The 20,962-nt window shown below is 42.5% G+C and carries 16 protein-coding genes and 1 riboswitch; of the genes, 9 read left to right on the top strand and 7 right to left on the bottom strand.

Annotated elements, in window-relative coordinates; genetic code table 11:
• Positions 1–11 precede the first annotated feature (11 nt).
• Positions 12–887, bottom strand: a complete 876-nt coding sequence (locus ACYIB7_RS02885; RefSeq protein WP_103984090.1) for a hypothetical protein — start codon at positions 885–887, stop codon at positions 12–14.
• Positions 888–1,186: 299 nt separating this feature from the next.
• Between ACYIB7_RS02885 and ACYIB7_RS02880 the strand changes: the two genes are divergently transcribed.
• The 7 genes from ACYIB7_RS02880 to ACYIB7_RS02850 all read left to right on the top strand — a co-directional run bounded on the left by ACYIB7_RS02880 (position 1,187) and on the right by ACYIB7_RS02850 (position 9,551).
• Entirely contained in the window at positions 1,187–2,905 is a 1,719-nt protein-coding gene (locus ACYIB7_RS02880; protein WP_103984091.1) for an FAD-dependent oxidoreductase, read from the top strand.
• 126 nt (positions 2,906–3,031) lie between these two features.
• On the top strand, positions 3,032–3,772 hold the full coding sequence (locus ACYIB7_RS02875) for a GDSL-type esterase/lipase family protein (protein WP_103984092.1): 741 nt from the start codon (positions 3,032–3,034) through the stop codon (positions 3,770–3,772).
• 70 nt (positions 3,773–3,842) lie between these two features.
• Positions 3,843–5,630, top strand: coding sequence for an aminopeptidase P family protein (locus tag ACYIB7_RS02870; RefSeq protein ID WP_103984093.1), 1,788 nt, complete (start codon positions 3,843–3,845; stop codon positions 5,628–5,630).
• Positions 5,631–6,158: a gamma carbonic anhydrase family protein gene (locus tag ACYIB7_RS02865; protein WP_099463494.1), complete on the top strand. Its 528-nt coding sequence runs from the start codon at positions 5,631–5,633 to the stop codon at positions 6,156–6,158.
• Positions 6,159–7,334: a serine hydrolase domain-containing protein gene (locus tag ACYIB7_RS02860; RefSeq protein WP_480338043.1), complete on the top strand. Its 1,176-nt coding sequence runs from the start codon at positions 6,159–6,161 to the stop codon at positions 7,332–7,334.
• Positions 7,331–8,437, top strand: coding sequence for a carbohydrate-binding family 9-like protein (locus ACYIB7_RS02855; RefSeq protein WP_103984095.1), 1,107 nt, complete (start codon positions 7,331–7,333; stop codon positions 8,435–8,437). The genes ACYIB7_RS02860 and ACYIB7_RS02855 overlap by 4 nt, the downstream gene beginning before the upstream one ends.
• 34 nt (positions 8,438–8,471) lie before the next feature.
• Positions 8,472–9,551: a carbohydrate-binding family 9-like protein gene (locus ACYIB7_RS02850; RefSeq protein WP_480338041.1), complete on the top strand. Its 1,080-nt coding sequence runs from the start codon at positions 8,472–8,474 to the stop codon at positions 9,549–9,551.
• 172 nt (positions 9,552–9,723) lie between these two features.
• Here the strand turns inward: ACYIB7_RS02850 and ACYIB7_RS02845 are convergent, their stop codons facing one another.
• Positions 9,724–10,029, bottom strand: a complete 306-nt coding sequence (locus ACYIB7_RS02845) for a DUF3784 domain-containing protein (RefSeq protein WP_480338039.1) — start codon at positions 10,027–10,029, stop codon at positions 9,724–9,726.
• 230 nt (positions 10,030–10,259) lie between these two features.
• Here ACYIB7_RS02845 and ACYIB7_RS02840 point away from each other — a divergent pair, with 230 nt between their 5' ends.
• On the top strand, positions 10,260–11,663 hold the full coding sequence (locus ACYIB7_RS02840) for a C1 family peptidase (protein ID WP_103984097.1): 1,404 nt from the start codon (positions 10,260–10,262) through the stop codon (positions 11,661–11,663).
• Between the two features lie 147 nt (positions 11,664–11,810).
• Here ACYIB7_RS02840 and ACYIB7_RS02835 read toward each other — a convergent pair whose 3' ends face one another.
• Positions 11,811–13,058, bottom strand: a complete 1,248-nt coding sequence (locus tag ACYIB7_RS02835; RefSeq protein ID WP_103984098.1) for a 3-deoxy-D-manno-octulosonic acid transferase — start codon at positions 13,056–13,058, stop codon at positions 11,811–11,813.
• A gap of 25 nt (positions 13,059–13,083) precedes the next feature.
• Complete coding sequence (gene gltX / locus ACYIB7_RS02830) at positions 13,084–14,601, bottom strand: glutamate--tRNA ligase (protein WP_480338439.1); 1,518 nt, start codon at positions 14,599–14,601, stop codon at positions 13,084–13,086.
• Between the two features lie 95 nt (positions 14,602–14,696).
• On the opposite strand from gltX, the gene ACYIB7_RS02825 reads away from it, so the two are divergent.
• On the top strand, positions 14,697–16,727 hold the full coding sequence (locus ACYIB7_RS02825; protein WP_103984099.1) for an HD family phosphohydrolase: 2,031 nt from the start codon (positions 14,697–14,699) through the stop codon (positions 16,725–16,727).
• Here the strand turns inward: ACYIB7_RS02825 and ACYIB7_RS02820 are convergent.
• The 3 genes from ACYIB7_RS02820 to ACYIB7_RS02810 form a co-directional block, all read right to left on the bottom strand.
• Positions 16,702–17,193, bottom strand: coding sequence for a low molecular weight protein-tyrosine-phosphatase (locus ACYIB7_RS02820; RefSeq protein ID WP_480338036.1), 492 nt, complete (start codon positions 17,191–17,193; stop codon positions 16,702–16,704). The genes ACYIB7_RS02825 and ACYIB7_RS02820 overlap by 26 nt on opposite strands.
• 25 nt (positions 17,194–17,218) lie before the next feature.
• Entirely contained in the window at positions 17,219–19,681 is a 2,463-nt protein-coding gene (gene priA / locus ACYIB7_RS02815; protein WP_480338034.1) for a replication restart helicase PriA, read from the bottom strand.
• Positions 19,682–19,881: 200 nt separating this feature from the next.
• On the bottom strand, positions 19,882–20,478 hold the full coding sequence (locus ACYIB7_RS02810) for a porin family protein (protein WP_099463505.1): 597 nt from the start codon (positions 20,476–20,478) through the stop codon (positions 19,882–19,884).
• Positions 20,479–20,762: 284 nt separating this feature from the next.
• Positions 20,763–20,962: riboswitch (cobalamin riboswitch) on the bottom strand.

Here is a 20,962-nt window from a genome sequence, read left to right as displayed (position 1 = left end):
ATATATCTTCCTTAAAATTCAATATTAAAACTTTCATCACCCGGTCCTAATGCTACTCCGACCACTACACTTGCAACTCCCAGAGCCACCGCCCCAACAGCTATTCCAACACCCGCCCCTTTTACTTTCCGGGCATAAGAAAAGTCTCCGGATAACTGCTGTTGCTCGCTAAAATCCGATGGAGGGACATTGCCTGCTTTTATTAATTTTGAAATATAAAAATTACGTTCAAAAAACATATACTTACGTTGTTTGCCATTATGATCATCAGTATATAACGTAAGATAACTTCTAAAACACAACGGAGAATCACTTTCCGTAAACTCTTTTGTACGAACCGAAACCACGCTTAAATCATTAGTCGTAATATTTTCTTTAACATACTCTTCCTTGAGTATTTTATCAAAAGGAATACCTGGCAGATTCAGAGGTATATTTTCAATTTTCGATTTTGGAGGAATAAAGTCTACACCTTTGGGTAAAAACACAGATCCCGCAAAAGAGCCTCGGGAAGTAGCTACATTTTCTGTTATCCTACTATTCCATCTATATGATTCGCCATGGGAGACCGACTCTGTCTCTCCTTCTACCAACACCTTTTTATCTTGATAAACCGTAGCTATATCATCTATAATCAAAGCCGAACGTGTCCAGTCGACAAACAAAGGTTCATCCAGTTTATTATAAATAATGATAGATACCGGTGCATTCTCTCCATTAAAAGAATAAGAAACAACTACCGTATCCGTTTCTTGCACAAAATCTCCCAGATCGCTTCTTATACCAACACGATCATTTGAACTCAATATCGAATAGTAATAAGAAGAACAACCGCTTAAACTCAACAACAATACGACTGCAACAAAAAAGAAAAGCTTATTCTTCATAATACTAAAACTTTATAGTGTACACAAAAATAAGTAATTATAAATAAATGACAAACAGAAAAAGACATTCATTATAATCATCGGGATCTTTTTACAAATTCATCCCGATGATTTTCTAAAAAGATCCCGATGATTTCAAAAACGGTCAAAATATAAAAAAAGCTCTCTGCTAATTTATCCGTTTAGTTATTAAATTATTTTCTCAAATTTTAGTTCATAAATAAAAAACATTATATTTGTCATTTCTGATACTATAAAATATCTCATATTCATAAAAATCATTTCTTAAATTAAACAACATGAAAAGACGTAATTTTTTGGCACTAGCAGCTATCGCCGGAGGCAGTAAATTTCTCTTTCCATATTCGGCTTTTGCCAACACAGGAAAAGGGCAGATTCCAGGCATAAAAGATAGTCTATCCAACCAATTAGAAGCCGATATCATCATTTTAGGTGGTGGTATGGGAGGATGTGCAACCGCTCTTGCAGCTTGCCGTAACGGATTGAATGTAATAATGACCGAAGAAACCGACTGGATCGGGGGGCAAGCTTCACAGCAAGGTGTTCCACCGGATGAACACCCGTGGATAGAAACGCACGGGGCACCTGCCACCTACCGGGAATATAGAACTAGGGTCATGGATTATTACAAGCGCAACTATCCATTGACAGATGAAGCCCGCAACCGGAAATTCTTAAATCCCGGAGACGGTTCCGTTTCCCGCATTTGCCATGAACCTAAAGTTACAGTTGCCGTTTTAACAGAAATGCTAGCTCCATACATGAGTAACGGCAAACTCATTATATTGACAGACTATAAAGTAAAAAAAGCAGATGTCAACGGCGACAATGTAAAAGCAGTACAAGTTTATAATAAAAAAGAAGGCCGTACTCTTACCCTGATTGCCCCTTATTTCGTAGATGCTACCGAATGTGGAGATTTGTTGCCCTTAACAGGAACCGAATATGTAACAGGAACCGAATCGAAAGCGCAGACAAATGAACTTCACGCTTCCGATAAAGCTCGTCCAGGAAATAATCAAGCATTTACAGTTTGTTTCGCAATGGATTATGTTCCGGGAGCAAATCTGGTAATTGATAGGCCAAAAAATTACGACCATTGGAGCAACTATGTCCCCAACTTGACTCCGGCATGGTCAGGGAAATTACTCAGCCTTGCTTATTCGGATCCACGTACCCTGAAACCCAAAACACTGGGATTCCAACCCGAAGGTGAGCCAACCGGCGATGTTTTGAATTTATGGAACTATCGTAAAATAATCAACCGCCATAACTTCACTCCTGGTACTTATCAGGGAGATATAACGATGGTAAACTGGCCTCAGCAAGACTACATGCAGGGCAACCTGATTGATGTATCGGAGGATGAATTTGAAAAACATGTCAACGCCGCAAAGGAAATGAACAGATGTTTCTTCTACTGGCTACAAACAGAAGCACCCCGTCCTGACGGAGGAACAGGATGGGCTGGTCTGCGTTTGAGAGGAGATGTTATGGGAACAGAGGATGGTATGGCCAAATATCCGTACATCCGCGAAGCCAGACGTATCAAATCGGAATTTACAATTCTTGAAGAACATGTAGGTGCAGAAAACCGGGTACTAGTTGCCGGGAAAACAGCAGGCAAGAAAGCGGCCGATTTCTACGATAGCGTAGGTTTAGGATATTATCACATAGACTTGCATCCAAGCAACGAAGGAGACAATTACATAGACTTTGCATCTCTTCCTTACCAGATTCCATTAGGAGCATTGTTGCCTCAACGAATGAACAATCTGTTACCGGCAAACAAAAATATAGGAACAACACATATCACAAACGGTTGTTATCGTGAACATCCAACGGAATGGGGTATCGGCGAAGCTGTAGGTATGCTTATTACATACGCAAAAGCAAAAAAAGTTCCACCTCGCGCAGTCAGAGAACGCAAAGAGTTATTGGAAGATTTCCAGAAATGGATACGTACGCAAGGGCTGGAAACTCATTGGCCTGCTTAAGTATTGCCCGAATAGAAATAAAACAATCATTCATAATTCCATGCTGTTGAAACCGGAATGTTTCACCGGCATGGAATATAATGGAATACTTTATAAATTATATAAATCACAAAACAATCGGAAACCATGCATTGTATTATAAACATACTATTTAGTCTGTTTCTGGTGATGCCATTCAATTATTTATACAGTCAGAGCTTTACCGAAATTATTAACCGGGGAATACCCGGCAATAGTTCCGGCCAATTGTTAGAGCGCATACACAAAGACGTTATTAACGAACAACCGGATATGGTAATTATCCTCGTCGGAACGAACGACCTGTTAAATACGCAAAAACTTGTATCCGTTGAAACATTTAAACAGAATATCAATCTATTAACAGATTCATGTATAGAACATCATATCCCTGTTGTATTAGTAAGTCCGCCTACGGTAGACCCTATTTATTTATACCAACGGCACGACTCGGTAAAGTTCGGTATTTCTCCGATCAAAAAACTGGAACAAGGAAGAGATGCCATGAAACAAGTCTGCAAGGAAAAAAACATTCCTTTTGTCGATCTGCTGAGTTTTCTTCAATATCTGAATATTCCCCGGCATAACTCGGACGACATTATTATAAACTTAAAAAACAGTAACGCCGTAGATGGCGTTCATTTCACAAAGAAAGGAAACGAACTACTGGCAAACTACATCTATTGTCATTTACTAGCCATCTTCGATCTATCCAAAATAAAAAAGATTGTCTGCTTTGGCGATTCCATTACAAACGGCGTTTACATGGAAGGTGCCGGGACAAGCGAAGGCGATACATACCCTGCCGTACTGAAACGTTTAATCAATTACCCGTATAACAGAGAATAAGTACTGTTTTCTTTTGATTATTATTTTGATTAACTTTGCGAATAGTAATGTTGACAAAATACACAATACGATGAAAACAAATATTCCCGAACGTATTGCCGCCCTGCGCGAAGCAATGAAGCAGCATAGGATGGATGCCTACATCATCCCCAGTTCAGACCCGCACCTCAGTGAATATCCGGCAAGCCACTGGAAATCACGCGAATGGATTTCCGGTTTTGATGGTTCGGCCGGTACAGTAGTAATTACCGCTGATAAAGCCGGTTTATGGACAGATTCGCGGTATTTCCTGCAAGCGGCCAAACAACTGGAAGGTTCCGGTATTGAACTTTATAAAATGGCTTTACCTGAAACCCCTTCTATCCCTGACTTTTTATTACATAAACTGCACGAAGGGCAAACTGTCGGATTGGACGGTAAAACCTATAGTGTCACCGATGCGCGCACACTCGAAAGTAAACTCAAACGGAAACAAATCAGATTGGATGTTTCGTCCGACCTGATAAACGAAATATGGAAAGACCGCCCGGCTATACCTGCTAATCCATTATTTGAAATGCCCGAAGAACTTAGTGGCAAATCAGTACACGAGAAACTAGATGAAATATGCGACTGTCTACACGCAAACGGAGCGGACGGTATCATCCTTGCTGCTCTTGACGAAATAGCCTGGACATTTAATATTCGTGGAACAGATGTAGAATACAACCCGGTTGTTGTGAGTTATGCATTCGTATCCGACAAAGAAAACGTACTGTTTATTGACCCACGAAAACTGACAACCGAAACAGTCGAACATCTTAAAAAAGAAGGTGTCATATTAGCTGACTATAACAAAATACAATCATACCTTATTCACCTGGCAAAAAACAGCCGTATATTCGTGGACACGAACAAGACTAATGTTGCCCTGTTCAACGCAATTCCTTCCGAATGTACCATTATAGAAGGCATATCGCCTGCCAATCATCTGAAAAGTGTCAAAAACGAAACGGAGTTAAAAGGATTCCGCAACGCAATGGAGAAAGACGGCGTAGCCTTAACCCGTTTCTTTATCTGGCTGGAGAAAGAAATGGAGGCGGGGCACAAAGTAACAGAGATGAGCGCTGCAAAAAAACTAACATCCCTTCGGTCGGAACAATCGCAATATATCATGGACAGTTTTGCTACCATCTGCGGATATGCCGCTCACGGTGCCATCGTACACTATGAAGCAACTCCGGATACAGATACAGAACTGAAGCCCGAAAACCTCTTGCTTATAGACTCCGGTGCCCAGTACCTGGACGGTACAACCGACATTACCCGTACGATTGCACTCGGAGAACTTTCGGAAGCCATGAAAAAAGATTACACCCGTGTGCTGAAAGGTACAATCAGCTTGGCTAAATCAAAATTTCCTGCTGGGACACGCGGTTCTCAATTGGACATACTTGCACGCAAAGCATTGTGGGACTCCGGTCTGAACTATCTGCATGGTACCGGACATGGCATCGGGCATTGCCTTAATGTACACGAAGGCCCGCAAAGCATCCGTATGGAAGAAAATCCTGTTCCACTCAAACCGGGCATGGTTATAAGTGATGAACCGGGGCTTTATCGTACCGATGAATATGGCATCCGAATCGAAAACCTGATTACCGTACGCGAAGACAGCGAAACAGAATTCGGCACATTCCTCGGCTTCGATACACTCACCCTCTGTCCTATCGATACCCGGCCGATCCTTATTCCAATGCTTTCCGTACGCGAACGCACCTGGTTGAATAAGTATCATCAGATGGTATATGACAAACTAAGCCCTTATCTGAACGAAACAGAAAAAGAATGGTTAAAGAATAAAACAACAGAAATCTAAATGGCATTAATTAAATCCGTACGTGGCTTTACCCCAAAAATCGGTAAAGACACATTTCTTGCAGACAACGCCACAATAGTTGGCGATGTAGAGATTGGCGAAGGTTGCAGTATATGGTTTGGAGCTATACTGCGTGGCGATGTAAATTCCATCCGTATCGGCAATGGAGTGAACATACAAGACGGTTCCGTATTGCATACTTTATACGAAAAATCGACCATCGAGATTGGTGATGATGTATCGGTAGGCCATAACGTAACAATTCATGGAGCAAAGATATGCAACGGCGCTCTTATCGGAATGGGTTCGGTTGTGCTAGACCATGCCGTAATAGGCGAAGGTGCTATAATAGCTGCCGGCTCGGTTGTACTTAGCAAAACGATTGTGGAGCCGGGCAGTATCTATGCCGGTGTTCCTGCCAAGTTCGTAAAAAAGGTCGATCCGGAACAAGCCAAAGAGATCAACCAGAAAATTGCAAAGAATTATCACATGTATTCATCCTGGTATAAAGAAGAGGGGGAAAAGTAAATGAAAAAGGCAGGATGGGCAATACTATTGGTTATCTGTTGTATCGGAGGCTATCTGGCATTGCCCTCCAACTACTACCTGCGGCGCGCAGCCGTTCACCTTTTTCCAAAAATCGACCAATATCCGATTTTCGAGAATCGCATCGTTAAGGCCGGAGCACCCGAACCATGGAAGGTTTCGGAAAATTACAACACACAATCCATACCGGAAAAATACCTCCAGGTCTTCAATGAATTGGGCACAGTAGCTTTTATCATTATTCAAAACGACTCTTTATTGTTTGAACAATACTGGGAGGATTATTCACCCGAATCACACAGCAATTCGTTTTCAATGGCAAAAAGCATTGTATCACTGGCGGTAGGATGTGCTATTGACGATGGTTTCATTCGGAATGTAGACCAGCCGGTAAGCGACTTTATTCCCCAATTCAAAGGGTTTAACGGTAAACAACTTACACTTCGCCATTTATTAACGATGAGTGCCGGAGTCGATTTTCGGGAAGCTTACACCTCTCCTTTTTCACCTACCACCCAGTTGTATTACGGCAATAATCTGGAAAAGATCGCTTTCGGAATGAAAGAAATTGAAGAACCCGGAAAGTATTTCAATTATCAGAGCGGGGTTACCCAACTTCTGGCATTCATTCTGGAGAAAGCAACGGGTGAAAAACTTTCTTCCTACGTTTCCCGCAAGCTATGGACCCCCATGCATGCCGAAGAAGATGCACTATGGAGCCTTGACAAAAAAGATGGTACGGAAAAAGCATATTGCTGCTTCAACAGTAACGCACGCGACTTTGCCCGCTTCGGACAACTGGTATTAAACAAAGGAAGTTGGGACGACGGGCAACAACTTGTATCACCAGCTTACCTGCAAGAAGCTATTACTCCCGATTCTACCTTATTACTCAATGAAACGGAAGAAACAAACAAGAACTATGGCTTCCAGTTCTGGAATCTTGACTACAACGGAATGCGCATTCCATATATGAGAGGAATCCTGGGGCAATACGTATTTGTGATCCCTGAAAAGAATGCCGTCATTGTACGTCTTGGCCATAAGCGGGATAAAAAATATACATTCCAACACTATCCGGCAGATATAGACACTTGGTTAGGTGCTGCTATGGATATGCTTGATAATAAAAACACAAATAAAAATAAGCACAAATGAAACGAACAATTCTAATTGCGGCTCCTATGGCCGCTCTTATCCTGCTCTCGTGTACGAAGCCGGCATCCAAGACTAAAGAGATTACTTATACACCTCAACCCTCTTTCAATCCGCCAACTTATGTGTGTTATAAAACGCCAACACCTATTAAAGTAGACGGAAAGCTTTCTGCCCAAGAATGGGACGCCGTACCCTGGACTACAGATTTTGTAGATATCGAAGGTGACAAACAACCTAAACCACTCTTTCTAACACGCGCTAAAATGGCATACGATGACAATGGTATGTATTTTGCCGTATTGATGGAAGAGCCTCACGTTTGGGCAAACATAACGGAGCACGATGCCGTAATTTTTAACGATAACGACTTTGAGATTTTCCTCAACCCATCCAACGATACGCATAACTATCTGGAATATGAAGTAAATGCTCTCGGTACCGAATGGGATCTATACCTCACCAAACCTTACCGTGACAATCCGCAAGTATTAAACAACTGGGAACTTGCCGGAATGAAATCGGCAGTTTATGTTGACGGAACATTGAATAATCCGAATGATACCGACAAATCATGGAGTGCAGAAATATTCATTCCCTGGAGCACTATCTATCAGGTAATGCGCGGCAAGGAAAAACCCGAAGCCGGTGAGCAAATACGCGTTAACTTTTCCCGTGTGGAATGGACAACGGACGTACAAAACGGCAAATACGTAAAAGTACCGATCAAAGGTGAAGACAAAATACGCGAATACAACTGGGTATGGGCTCCTACCGGTGTAATCAACATCCATCTTCCCGAATACTGGGGCTATGTACAACTGTCCGACAAAGTTGCCGGTACAGGAGAAACTCCATTTGTAAAGGACCCGGCGGAAGAAACCAAATGGCTTCTGCGTAATTTATATTATCGTCAGAATGAATATGCAGCCACTTTCGGCAATTATGCATCTTCCATTGCTGACCTGAAGCCCGAAGAACTATGTTCTCCCAAACAGGCCAAGCAACTGACATTGCATACAACACCATCTATGTACGAAATATCAGCGCCTGCTCCTGATGGTACAGTATGGCATATCCGCCAGGATGGTTTGGTTTGGAAATAAAAAAAATAATTGTTAACTATTAAATTAGGATATCATGATAAAACACAACTTACTGGCCGGCTTTTTATTGCTGGTTTCATGTAATCAACCTGCTTCTAAAGACAAAGAGATTGAATACAAAGCTATGCCTGCGTATAATCCGCCGGAATATGTATGTTACAAAACATCTGCCCCCATTCAGATCGACGGGAAACTGACTGCCGGAGAATGGGGTTCTATTCCGGCTATTTCCGAATTTGTGGACATAGAAGGAAACACCCGTTCAGCTCCGAAATTGAAAACAGAGGTAAAGGTTGCTTATGATGAACAGGGTATGTACATCGGGGCATTTCTGGAAGAACCCCACGTATGGGCTACTATTACAAAACACGACTCTATCATCTATCTGGACAATGCCTTCGAACTGTTTATCGAACCAGGAAACAACACACACAACTATTTGGAGTATGAAGTCAACGCACTCGGTACCGAATGGGATCTGTTCCTCACCAAACCCTATCGCGACGGAGCACAAACGCTGAGCAACTGGGAAACAGCAGGCATGAAATCGGCCATACATGTAGATGGTACGCTAAACAATCCGAAAGATATTGATAAATCGTGGAGCCTGGAAATATTCTTCCCATGGAGTTCCATATACCAAATGACACGGGGTAAGGAGAAACCGGAAGCGGGAGATTTGTTACGCATGAACTTCATGCGTGTACAATGGCCGGCTGTAATAAAAGACAATAAATACATAAAGACAGGAAAAGGTGAAAGCTATTGGATTTGGGCTCCGATGGGAATTGTCAGTATCCACCTACCCGAATACTGGGGCTATATACAACTGTCCGATAAAGTTGCCGGAACGGGAGAAACTCCATTTGTAAAGGACCCGGCAGAAGGAACCAAATGGCTTCTGCGTAATTTATATTACCGTCAGAATGAATATGCTACTGCATTTGGAAACTATGCTTCAAATATTGCCGATCTGAAACCGGAAGAATTCTGTACGACAGAACAAACAAGGCAGATTACCTTAAGCACCACCCCGTCCATGTACGAAATCTCAATGCCTGCTCCTGATGGTACAGTATGGCATATCCGTCAGGATGGGTTTATCTGGAAATAAACATTATATATCATGAAAACTACAAAACTATATTTGGCTACTGTAGCCGTAATGCTTTAAAGTAGAATTTATTCCTTCCGTACAATAACGGTAATATAACAAACAAGAATCCGTAGCCCCCGGTTTCACCGGCAAGCTACGGATTCTTTTATTTTAGACAAAAAGATACTCTCTATAAATTATATTTCCGGGATTTGGCTATAAATAGAATCACCACCGTCATTACAATAAGTACATCCAGGACAATCACCGCTTCCTTCAACCCCAATTTAACAAACGTAACTGTTCCTGCTAGCTGACATAATCCTCCTATCGCCATATACTTGCGAGCCAGTTTTCCAGCACCAGCCCAGTCTACATCATCTTCTTTTCTTTTCGGAAAAGAATTATAACGCATAAGTAATTCGGGAAATCTCCCGGCCAGAAAACCTGCAGCTATAAGAATGAAACCCACCAGAAACAAAGGCAAATCTTCCATATATCGTCTCAATAAAGTATTTTTTCAGATATTGGCACAGCATACACTGCCAAATACCACCACACAATAAGTATGTCTCGCCAATAGCTTCTCAAGTTACACAAAACTTTAAACGACTCACATATTACAAATATACTCAGTTATTTTACATCACAAAATGACAAAATCAAGATTTCCAAAGTTTTTCATGTACATTTGTAATCTACTTAATTATATAATCTACAGCAGACATGAAAAATACAAGTTTATGGGTGGCTGCACTGGCGGTAGGCCTTACGCTTACAGCCAACGGACAACAGGCTCCGGGCAGTATTACGCCGCAGATGCTACAGCAGATCAAGCAGGCTTATCAAAACACACCGGCCGATAAGGCTATACGCAATGCGATTGGCAACAACGACATCAACAAGCTGGCAGTAAACGGGGAGAACCGTAACAACTTCGACACATACTTTTCCCATAAGGTGAATAGCAAAGGCATTACCAATCAGAAATCATCGGGTCGTTGCTGGCTTTTCACCGGGCTAAACGTACTACGTGCCGAAGCGATCGACAAGTATGAAATGGGAGATTTCCAGTTTTCACAAAATTATTCCTTCTTTTGGGATCAACTGGAGAAAGCCAACCTCTTTCTGCAAGGCATCATAGACACACGATTGAAACCGATGGACGACAAAATGGTGGAATGGTTGTTCAAGAATCCGATTGGCGATGGTGGACAGTTTACCGGCGTTTCGGATATTCTTACTAAATACGGTGTAGTCCCTGCCGAAGTGATGGCCGAAACTTACAGTAGCGAAAACACCTCGAAAATAAGCAACCTGATCGGATTGAAATTAAAAGAATTTGGCCTTCAATTGCGCGAACTCGCCACAGTGAAAGGCACGACAACGGAAGTTTTGGAAAAAGAGAAAACCAAAATGCTCGGAACTGTCTACCGCATGCTTGTTATCAGCCTGGGCGAACCGCCTGCCACTTTCATCTGGACACGCAAGGATGCGACCGGCAATCCGGTTGAAACAAAAGAGTACACACCTCTCTCGTTCTATAATGAATATATCGGACACGACCTGAAAAACGACTACGTTATGCTGATGAACGACCCAAGCCGCGAATATTATAAACTATATGAGATAGATTATGACCGACATGCCTACGATGGAAAGAACTGGACGTACGTAAATTTGCCCATCGAAGATATCAAACAGATGGCAATAGCTTCTATCAAAGACAGTACAATGATGTACTTTTCTTGCGACGTAGGTAAGTTCTTTGACCGCGAACGTGGTTTGCTCGATGTAAATTATTATGATTATGGTTCGTTGATGGGAACAACATTCGGCATGGATAAGAAACAACGCATACAGACCTTCTCTAGCGGATCATCGCACGCCATGACGCTGATGGCTGTGGATCTGGACATAAACGGCCAACCGAAAAAGTGGATGGTGGAAAATAGCTGGGGACCTGGCGCCAACGCCGGCCACCTGATCATGACAGACAAATGGTTCGACGAATATATGTTCCGTTTAGTGATAGACAAAAAATACATTACAGACAAGGTAAAAGAGGTAATGAAACAGCAACCTGTACGTCTCCCGGCATGGGATCCGATGTTTGCCGAAGAAAATTAAAACGAAGGGGCTGCCTCAAAAACGCATCATTAAATGCGGATAGCGCAGCCCCCTCTCTTTCAAACATATAGTATATCTAAAAAAAGACATGTCAATCAATTGCGAAAGACATGTCTTTTTTTAGACCAAACGGCTTTTATAACCGGATTAAAATACCTTTTTATCTTTACTTAATTCTTTCAGTATTTTATCCGTAGCTCCGATATTATTCTTTACAAAATCTCCTGCTGCCCGACCGGAAGCATCCAGCACTTCGTGGTAAGTCAAAAGTTCATCCATCTTACCCCTGAAAGCCTTTCCATCCTGAACAGCAAAACCCCCGTTCACAGCAATCAGGTCTCTGGCTTCTTTGAATTTATGATACCGTGGGCCAAACAGTACGGGAACCCCGTATACAGCAGCCTCAAGCGTATTATGAATGCCAGCACCAAACCCGCCGCCTATATAAGCGACATCGCCATACCGATAAATAGACGAAAGAAGCCCGAAGCTATCCACGATAAGACAACATTTATCAGTCAAGTCGTCATCATGTGCTTCTGACAAACGGATAGACGGGCGCTTCAAGAGCGACTCGATATACATCAAATGCTCACGATGAATCTCATGCGGAGCGATGATTAATTTCATTTCAGGGTGTTCGTTAAAGTAAGGTATCAGTATTTCTTCGTCCTGAGGCCACGAGCTGCCTGCGATAAGGGTTATCTGTTTTCCGCCTGTTTTATTTGTTACAAATTTCTCAACCAAAGGGATTTCACGTGCCTGATTACGAACACCCAGCACACGGTCGAAACGCGTATCACCCGCTACTGTAACGTTGGTTATACCGTACCCCTCAAGCAATTTTTGGGAACGCTCGTCTTGTACAAACAGATGGTTAAAGCAACTCAACATCTTACGGTACGGAGAACCATACCATTGAAAAAACAATTGATCCTGACGAAAGATAGCAGAAATAATATAGACTGGTATATTACGACGCTTTAGCTCGTTAAGGTAGTTTCCCCAAAATTCATATTTTATGAATACGGCAACAGCCGGATTTGCCAGATTAATAAATTTCTTCACCCTGTATGGCGTATCAAACGGCAAGTAGCATATAACATCTGCTCCATTATAATTCTTGCGTACTTCATAACCCGAGGGTGAGAAAAAGGTAAGCAGTATTTTATAATCAGGATGTTCTGCCTTAATCTTTTCCATCATAGGCCGACCTTGCTCAAACTCCCCCAGTGAAGAGGCGTGAAACCAGATATACTTGGCATTCCGGTCTATTTTGCTCCTTAATATAGAGTTGGTTTTCCATTGCCCCAAACGCATCATCCTTGCCTTCTTATGAAAAGGAGAAATCAGCGCTACAATGAAAGCATAGAAGTGTATTAATAAACTGTACATAGCATGTCCGGTTCTCAATCTGCAGTTATTTAAGTATTTCTATTGCACGTTGAATACGGCGAATAGATTCTTCTTTGCCCAATGCTTCGGTAATATCAAAGATATGAGGTCCTTTGCCTTCGCCTACCAAAGCCAAGCGGGTTGCATTCATTATATTTCCCAGATGATAGCCTTTGCTTTCAATCCAGGCTTTCACTTCTGCTTCAGTACCTTCTATATCGAATGGTTCACGTGTGCGTAATACTTCTATCAGTTCGGCTAGTTGGGCAGCCGATTCGTCTTTCCAACGTTTCTTCGTAGTCTTTGCGTCGTACTGCGTTGGAGCAACGAAGAAGAAGGAACAAACGTCCCATAATTCTTTCACGAAGTTTACGCGGTCTTTCATCATGGCTACCACTTTTTCTACGTATGCAAATTCTGCTTTTATGCCGTGCTCTTCAAGAAAAGGCAAAAACATTTCAGCAATTTCTTCATTGCTTTTTTGCTGAATATACTGGTGATTGAACCATTTTCCTTTCTCATAATCAAACTTGGCTCCGCTACGGCTGCAATGAGACAGATTAAAATATTGTATCAGTTCATCCATACTCATCACTTCCTGGTCATTGCCTGGATTCCAACCCAAGAGAGCGAGAAAGTTCACAACAGCTTCGGGTAAGTAACCGCTTTCGCGATATCCTGACGAGATGTCTCCGGTTTTTGGATCATGCCATTCCAACGGAAATACAGGGAAACCCAGACGGTCACCGTCACGTTTACTCAACTTGCCATTGCCTTCAGGCTTCAGGAGCAAAGAGAGATGTGCAAACTGAGGCATTGTTTCAGTCCAACCAAAGAAACGGTAGAGCAATACGTGCAACGGAGCACTTGGCAACCATTCTTCACCACGGATAACATGGGTTACTTCCATCAGATGGTCGTCTACAATATTTGCCAAATGATATGTGGGAAGCTCGTCTGCCGACTTATAAAGTACCTTGTCGTCCAGAATAGAAGAGTTGATAATAACTTCGCCACGGATAAGGTCGTTTACATGAATATCTTCGTTGGGTTCTATCTTGGCACGCACCACGTATTGGTTTCCTGCTTCGATTAATGCATTTACCTCATCTGCCGGAAGTGTAAGCGAATTGCGCATTTGCAAACGGGTGGAAGCATCATACTGGAAGTTGGATACTTCAGCGCGTTTAGCCTCCAGTTCCTGAGGGGTATCAAATGCGATGTAGGCATGACCGGCGTCCAGAAGCTGGTCTACATATTTCTTATAAATATTTCTACGTTCGCTCTGGCGGTACGGGCCGTAGTTTCCGCCAAACCCTACTCCTTCGTCAAACTTAATGCCTAACCAGGTAAGAGCTTCGATTATGTAATCTTCTGCTCCGGGAACGAAACGTTGTGAATCTGTATCTTCTATACGGAGAATCAAATCTCCACCTTGTTGTTTTGCAAATAGATAGTTGTATAAAGCAGTACGAACACCACCAATATGCAACGCCCCCGTAGGACTGGGTGCAAAACGTACTCTTACTTTTCTTTGAGTCATAGTGCTTACCTTTAATAATGCGGCAAAAGTACATCTTTTATTTCTCATAGTAAACTTTTTTATGTACATTTCGCCCCGACAAAGAAACATCAATTATGAAATTAAAGAGTTACAGCATACCTTCCGTTATCTACTTTATCGTATCAGCTTTGCTGATCGCTTATTTTTTTCCGCGCGAAGGAAAGTTCCGGTATCAGTTTTACGAAGGTAAACCGTGGCGTTACGGATTGCTAACTGCTCCAAGTGACTTCCCTATTTATAAGACAGACGAAGAAGTAAAAGCAGAAAAAGACAGCGTCCTGAAGAATTTCGAACCTTATTACAGATTAGATACAAAAACAGAAAACAACGAAATAGCCAAGCTCCGTACCAACTATAACGCGACACTGCACAGCAAAGCCACCCCGGCTTATATGCAATACATCGAAAAAAGCCTGATATACCTTTACAACAAGGGTGTCATCTCTCCGCAAGCATTGGAAGATTTAAAAAAGGAAGATATCTTTAAAGTGAATCTACTCGAGAACAACATTGCCAGGCCTTGCTATATAAGCGATTTTTTCACCGTAAAAACAGCTTACGAATACATCATCAATAATTGTCCGTCACATCTGGACAAAGCCGTTCTGCAATCGTGCGACATAAATAACTATCTGGAAGAAAATATCACTTACGACCAGGGCACCTCCGAAAAAGTACGGACAGACATACTTCAAAGCGTCTCCATCTCCAACGGCATGGTACAAGCAGGAGAACGCATTGTAGACCGCGGAGAAATCATAGACAACCATACATACAACGTACTCCGTTCCCTCAAAACCGTACACGAATCAAAAACCGGAGGGACGCAACGGCAAAGCATCATTCTTGCCGGACAGTTTGTACTTGTCTTTGGTATCATGTTTTGTTTTTGGTTATACCTGTGGTCTTTCAGGCCAAGAATATTTCACAATAAAAAAAATACGTTTTTCTTGTTGAGCTGCATATTCACCGGTTGTATCCTGACAGAATTATGCGTCACTTACGGACTGTTTAACATTTACATCCTGCCGTACGCCATTGTGCCAATTGTGATCCGTACGTTTTTCGACTCAAGAACAGCTCTGTTCACACATCTGGTTACAATTCTGATCTGTTCGCTGATGGCACCTTTCCCTCACGAATTCCTGATCCTGCAAATTATCGCAGGTATGGTAGTAACATTCAGCTTGAAAGAATTGTCGCAACGCTCGCAATTAATCCGCTGTGCATTCTTCATCTTTATGTCATACACTATTGTATATATCAGCCTCACGATTTACCAGGAAGCTGACTTTAAAAAGATAAACTGGATGATGATGCTCTATTTCGGTATTAATTTCATCCTCCTGATGTTTACCTACGTATTGGTTTATATGTTGGAAAAGACTTTTGGCTACGTATCAAGTATCACATTAGTAGAATTATCCAACATCAACACGCCGATATTAAAGAAGCTCAGTGAAACCTGCCCCGGTACATTCCAGCACTCTCTGCAGGTATCTATTCTTGCTTCTGAGGCAGCAGCCAAAATCGGAGCAGATTCGCAGTTAGTCCGTACCGGAGCTATGTACCACGATATAGGAAAAATGAGCAACCCGGTTTTCTTTACCGAAAATCAAAGCAGCGTGAATCCCCATGACAAGCTGGCCTTTGACGAAAGCGCACAAATCATCATTAGCCATATCACCGAAGGTGTTAAAATTGCAGAGAAAGCAGGATTGCCAAAAGCCGTAATCAACTTTATCCGTACCCACCACGGACGCGGCAAAGCAAAATACTTCTATAACTCTTTCAAGAATCAATATCCCGACAAGGAGATAGACGAAGAAGCATTTACATACCCTGGTCCGAATCCGTTCTCGAAAGAAACCGCCGTCTTAATGATGGCCGACTCTGTAGAAGCCGCCTCGCGAAGCCTCAAAGAGCATACGGAAGAAGGCATACAACAGTTGGTAAACAAAATTATAGATAGCCAGATTGCCGATGGATTATTAAGAAACACACCTCTTACATATAAAGATGTAGAGACGATAAAAAACGTCTTTGTTGAAAAACTAAAAATCATGTACCATACCCGAATCAGCTACCCGGATTTGAAGAAGTGATGTGCTCCAACAAACCCGCACACGCATCTTCCAGCAAATCGAGGACGAGTTCGAAACCTTCTTCTCCGCTATAATACGGGTCGGGGATATAATCATATAATTTGTTACGTGAATACTCGGTCATCTGATGTATCTTCCGTACGGATTCCAGGTCGGGTGCTTTCTGTTTCAAACGGTCTGTATTTTGATCGTCCATACCAATAATCAGATCAAAGTCAAAGAAGTCCGATGTACAGACCGGACGGGAAATGGATTCCAACACATATCCGCGACGCGCAGCATGAGCACGCATCCGGGGATCAGCTTTTTCGCCTTGATGGTAGCCTATCAAACCCGCCGAATCAATCTCAAAGCGGTCTGCCATCCCAGCATCTTTCACCATTTTTTTCATCACTGCTTCTGCTGACGGAGAGCGGCAAATATTACCGAAACACACAAATAGTAACTTTGTTTTCTTCTTTTCCATAATTATCTATATTTTCAATTATTTTTCAGGCCGGATCCACATCATAATGCACCAGCAATTGCTTAAACGCAGGATATTGCATCATCTCCGCATAAACTGTCTCCAGTATTTCCCGTACCGGAGCTATAGCTGCTGCTATTTCAATCTTCAATATAATTTTCTTTATATGCAATGTTTGCACACGGGTAACAGGTGGAGTAACCGGTCCCAAGACACGTTCTCCCAAATGTAAACGCAGCTTGCCGGCATACATCGAAGACATTTCCGACAATACGGATTCATTACGGCTACGAAGCACCAGCACTATCAACCGATAATAAGGCGGATACCGGAACATACTACGCTCACTCAACTGCAAACCTACCATCTCTTTGTAGGCAAAATGTTGTACCATCCGGATAATCGGATGTTCCGGTTGTGAAGTCTGAAGAATAACAGTTCCTCGTTTATCCCGTCTGCCTGCACGTCCACTGACCTGTACCATCAACTGAAAGGCCCGTTCGTGAGCACGGAAATCCGGGAAGTTCATCAAACTATCAGCATTCAGAATCCCGACAACCGAGACATTTCCAAAATCCAATCCTTTCGAAAGCATCTGCGTACCAATCAGTATTTGCGTTTTACCTTGTTCAAAATCCGAAATAATACGCTCATAAGCGGTGCGGGTACGAGCCGTATCAAAATCCAATCTCTCCACCTTAGCCACAGGGAAAAGTGCAGCTATCTCTTCTTCCACCTTCTCCGTACCGAAACCCATCATCCGCAAATCAGCTTCTTTACATTCCGGGCAAGCAGGTGGCAACTGGATCGCATAACCACAATAGTGACAAACTAGCCGGTTATGTATCTTATGATACGTCAGGCTTACATCACAGTTTACGCAATGGGGCACCCAACCGCAACTCTTACATTCTATCATAGGGGCAAAACCACGACGGTTCTGAAACAAAATAACTTGTTCGCCAACGGCTAATGCATCGTTTATCTTTGTCACCAGCAAAGGCGAAAAAAGTGTATCTTTCATTATCTTCTTCCGTTTCAACTCCTTTATGTCTACAGGTATTATTTCCGGCATCAAGACGTCTCCATAACGGGTGGAAAGTTCCACCAAACCATACTTTCCGGTAGTTGCATTGAAATAAGAATCTATAGATGGAGTAGCCGAGCCCAAAAGCGTTTTAGCTCCATGCATACCGGCAAGCACAATGGCCGCATTACGTGCATGATAGCGGGGAGCCGGGTCTTGCTGTTTATAAGTATTCTCGTGTTCTTCATCAACAATAATCAGCCCTAAATCTTTAAACGGCAAGAATAAAGACGAACGGACTCCCAGAACCAGCATCGGTTCATTGCCATGCAAAAGTTTATTCCAGACCTCCACCCTTTCATTATCCGAGAATTTAGAATGATAAACCAATAAGCGATTGCCAAACAATTTAGCCAGCCGCTCTGTTATTTGTGTAGTAATAGCTATCTCGGGCAACAAGTACAAAACTTGGCGTCCTAATTTCAGAACCTCATCAATCAAATGAATATACACCTCCGTCTTGCCACTGGAAGTAACGCCATGCAACAAGCAAACCTCTTTGGTTTTAAATACATCATGGATATCACCGTAAGCCTTTTCTTGAGCAGCGCTAAGTGGCAGCAACGGAAGCAAACGGCAAACGGATATTTGTAAACGCCCTACTTCCTTTTCATAACATTCCAAAACACCTCGTTTCAGCAGACCATCCAACACATTAGACGTGAATCCGCTACGTTCCAGCAATTCTTTTTTAGAAAGCTCCTTGCGAAGTACCGGGTTCAATGTATGACTGAGGTCAAGAAAGCTAACAAGCAACAATTCCTGTTTCTTTGCCCTTTTCAATTCATTAAAGACCTCCTGAAGCTTTTCCTCATCATAAAAAGTCTCTACCAAGCGGATAAATGTCCGAGTCTTCGGCACAAAGCCTCGTTTTAACTCTTCACTAACCTCTACGGCTCCACGTGACATCAAAGAAGCCACAACAGGAACAACATTACGCAATCCGGTTTTTTTTTCGAGTTCGGACACAGTCAGCTTCAACGCGCCGCCAAAAGCATCCAGAACGCTCTGCTCGTTAGGACGTAATGGAGTATCAGCTTCGTAGTCTTCATTGTAAATCACAGATGTTTCGCTCTCCAGTTTCAATCCCGAGGGCAAAGCTGCTTTATAAACATCTCCCAGCTTACAGAGATAATATGACGAAATCCATTTCCAAAAACGCAACTGTGGACGGCGAAGTACAGGCGAAGCATCCAGTAAAGCATAAATATCTTTCGTTTCAAATGAAGACAGTGGTTCCTTATCATGTACTGCCATTACGATAGCCGTATAATATCGTTTCTTTCCGAAGTGTACAATAACACGGCAACCGGGCGTCACCGCTTTTTCCATATCCTCAGGAATACGGTAAGTGTAACTATTCTCCAGAGGCAATGGGAGTATCACGTCTGCAAACTTCATCTTCTGTTCTTCGTTTTATCGCTTGTTTGAACCATCTTATTCTCGGGCTGCTCTGCCGGACGTTTGTATTGATGCGTTATACTTACCGGTAGAAACGTTCAATACTTGTAAACAGAAATTTCGCCCTGCGAAAGCCAAGCCAAAAGTAACAAAAAAAGACCGGACTTGTTAGTCCGGCCTTCCTTTATCTATAAATATTGTCAGAACAAAATGGCCGCTGTAACAGACCAACCGCGGTTCTTTGCTTTCAGGTCTACCTTGGAAGCGCTAAAATCATCAGTCAAGCCCAGTCCGTAATTGAAGCCTACCTGCAAATGTTTGATCAGTTCCACGCCTGCACCAAAATTCAACCCGGCATTAAAGTTTTTTGCTTTTAATTCTCCGTCAATCTGTCCCGGGATATCCCAGATTTTATCTCCTCCTACGCGGAAGCCGATATAAGGGCCTGCTGCCAGATAAACCTTAACGATAGGCAATCCGAATTTCCATTTCAAATTAACGGGAATATCAAGATAATCGGTCTTCAGGCTCTTCGAATTAATCGAGTTGGAAGCATCCACCCCTTTCTGGGAATACAAGACTGCCGCATCAATTCCCATACCAAACATCGGCATCATGGCTTCGATCATCGGCCCTACCTGGAACCCTGTCACATTACTGGAGTTAAGAATATCTTTATTAAAGTGTACGGATGAGATATTCACACCACCTTTAATACCGAATTTAACCTGAGCTTTCGCCGGAACAACGGTCAAAGCGAATAAAGCTATTAAAAGGAGTCCTGCTATTTTCTTCATATTTTTCTCTTATTAATTGTATTCCTGGCTGCAAATAAACAGACTTTTCACCTAATAAACAAATATTCCCCAACAAGTGTTCAAACATCCGTAAAAAGGAAAGCACGGGCCGAAACGGAGCTCATCCCGTCTGTAGACCGTGCTTCTTTTCCTAATTATTATGGCAAAATAATTAAAGACAACGTTATACAACGTGCCTCTTTGACAAACGAATGGATAAAAGAATAAGAGGAAACCGCGGACGGTTCTTTTTGTTCTCTCTTCCGGTCTTTCCTCGAGGCCGTCTGAAATTTACCGGCTTTGCAGGTCTTCTGACTTACTTCCGGTCTGGACGCCTTCCCATTCTTACGAAGAACAGTGGCAATGGTGTTGTCCAATCCGTTTACGAAGTTTACAGCAGCGGGACTGTCCGGGATTTACACCCGATTCCCTTTTAATTCCTTCTTGCGATTGCAATACGGAAACAAAGCTTGTGACAAAGATA

Source organism: Parabacteroides sp. KHUB-03, from assembly GCF_056640975.1.
Note: the sequence above shows the minus strand (reverse complement) of the source record. Positions and strands in the feature narration are given on the sequence as shown.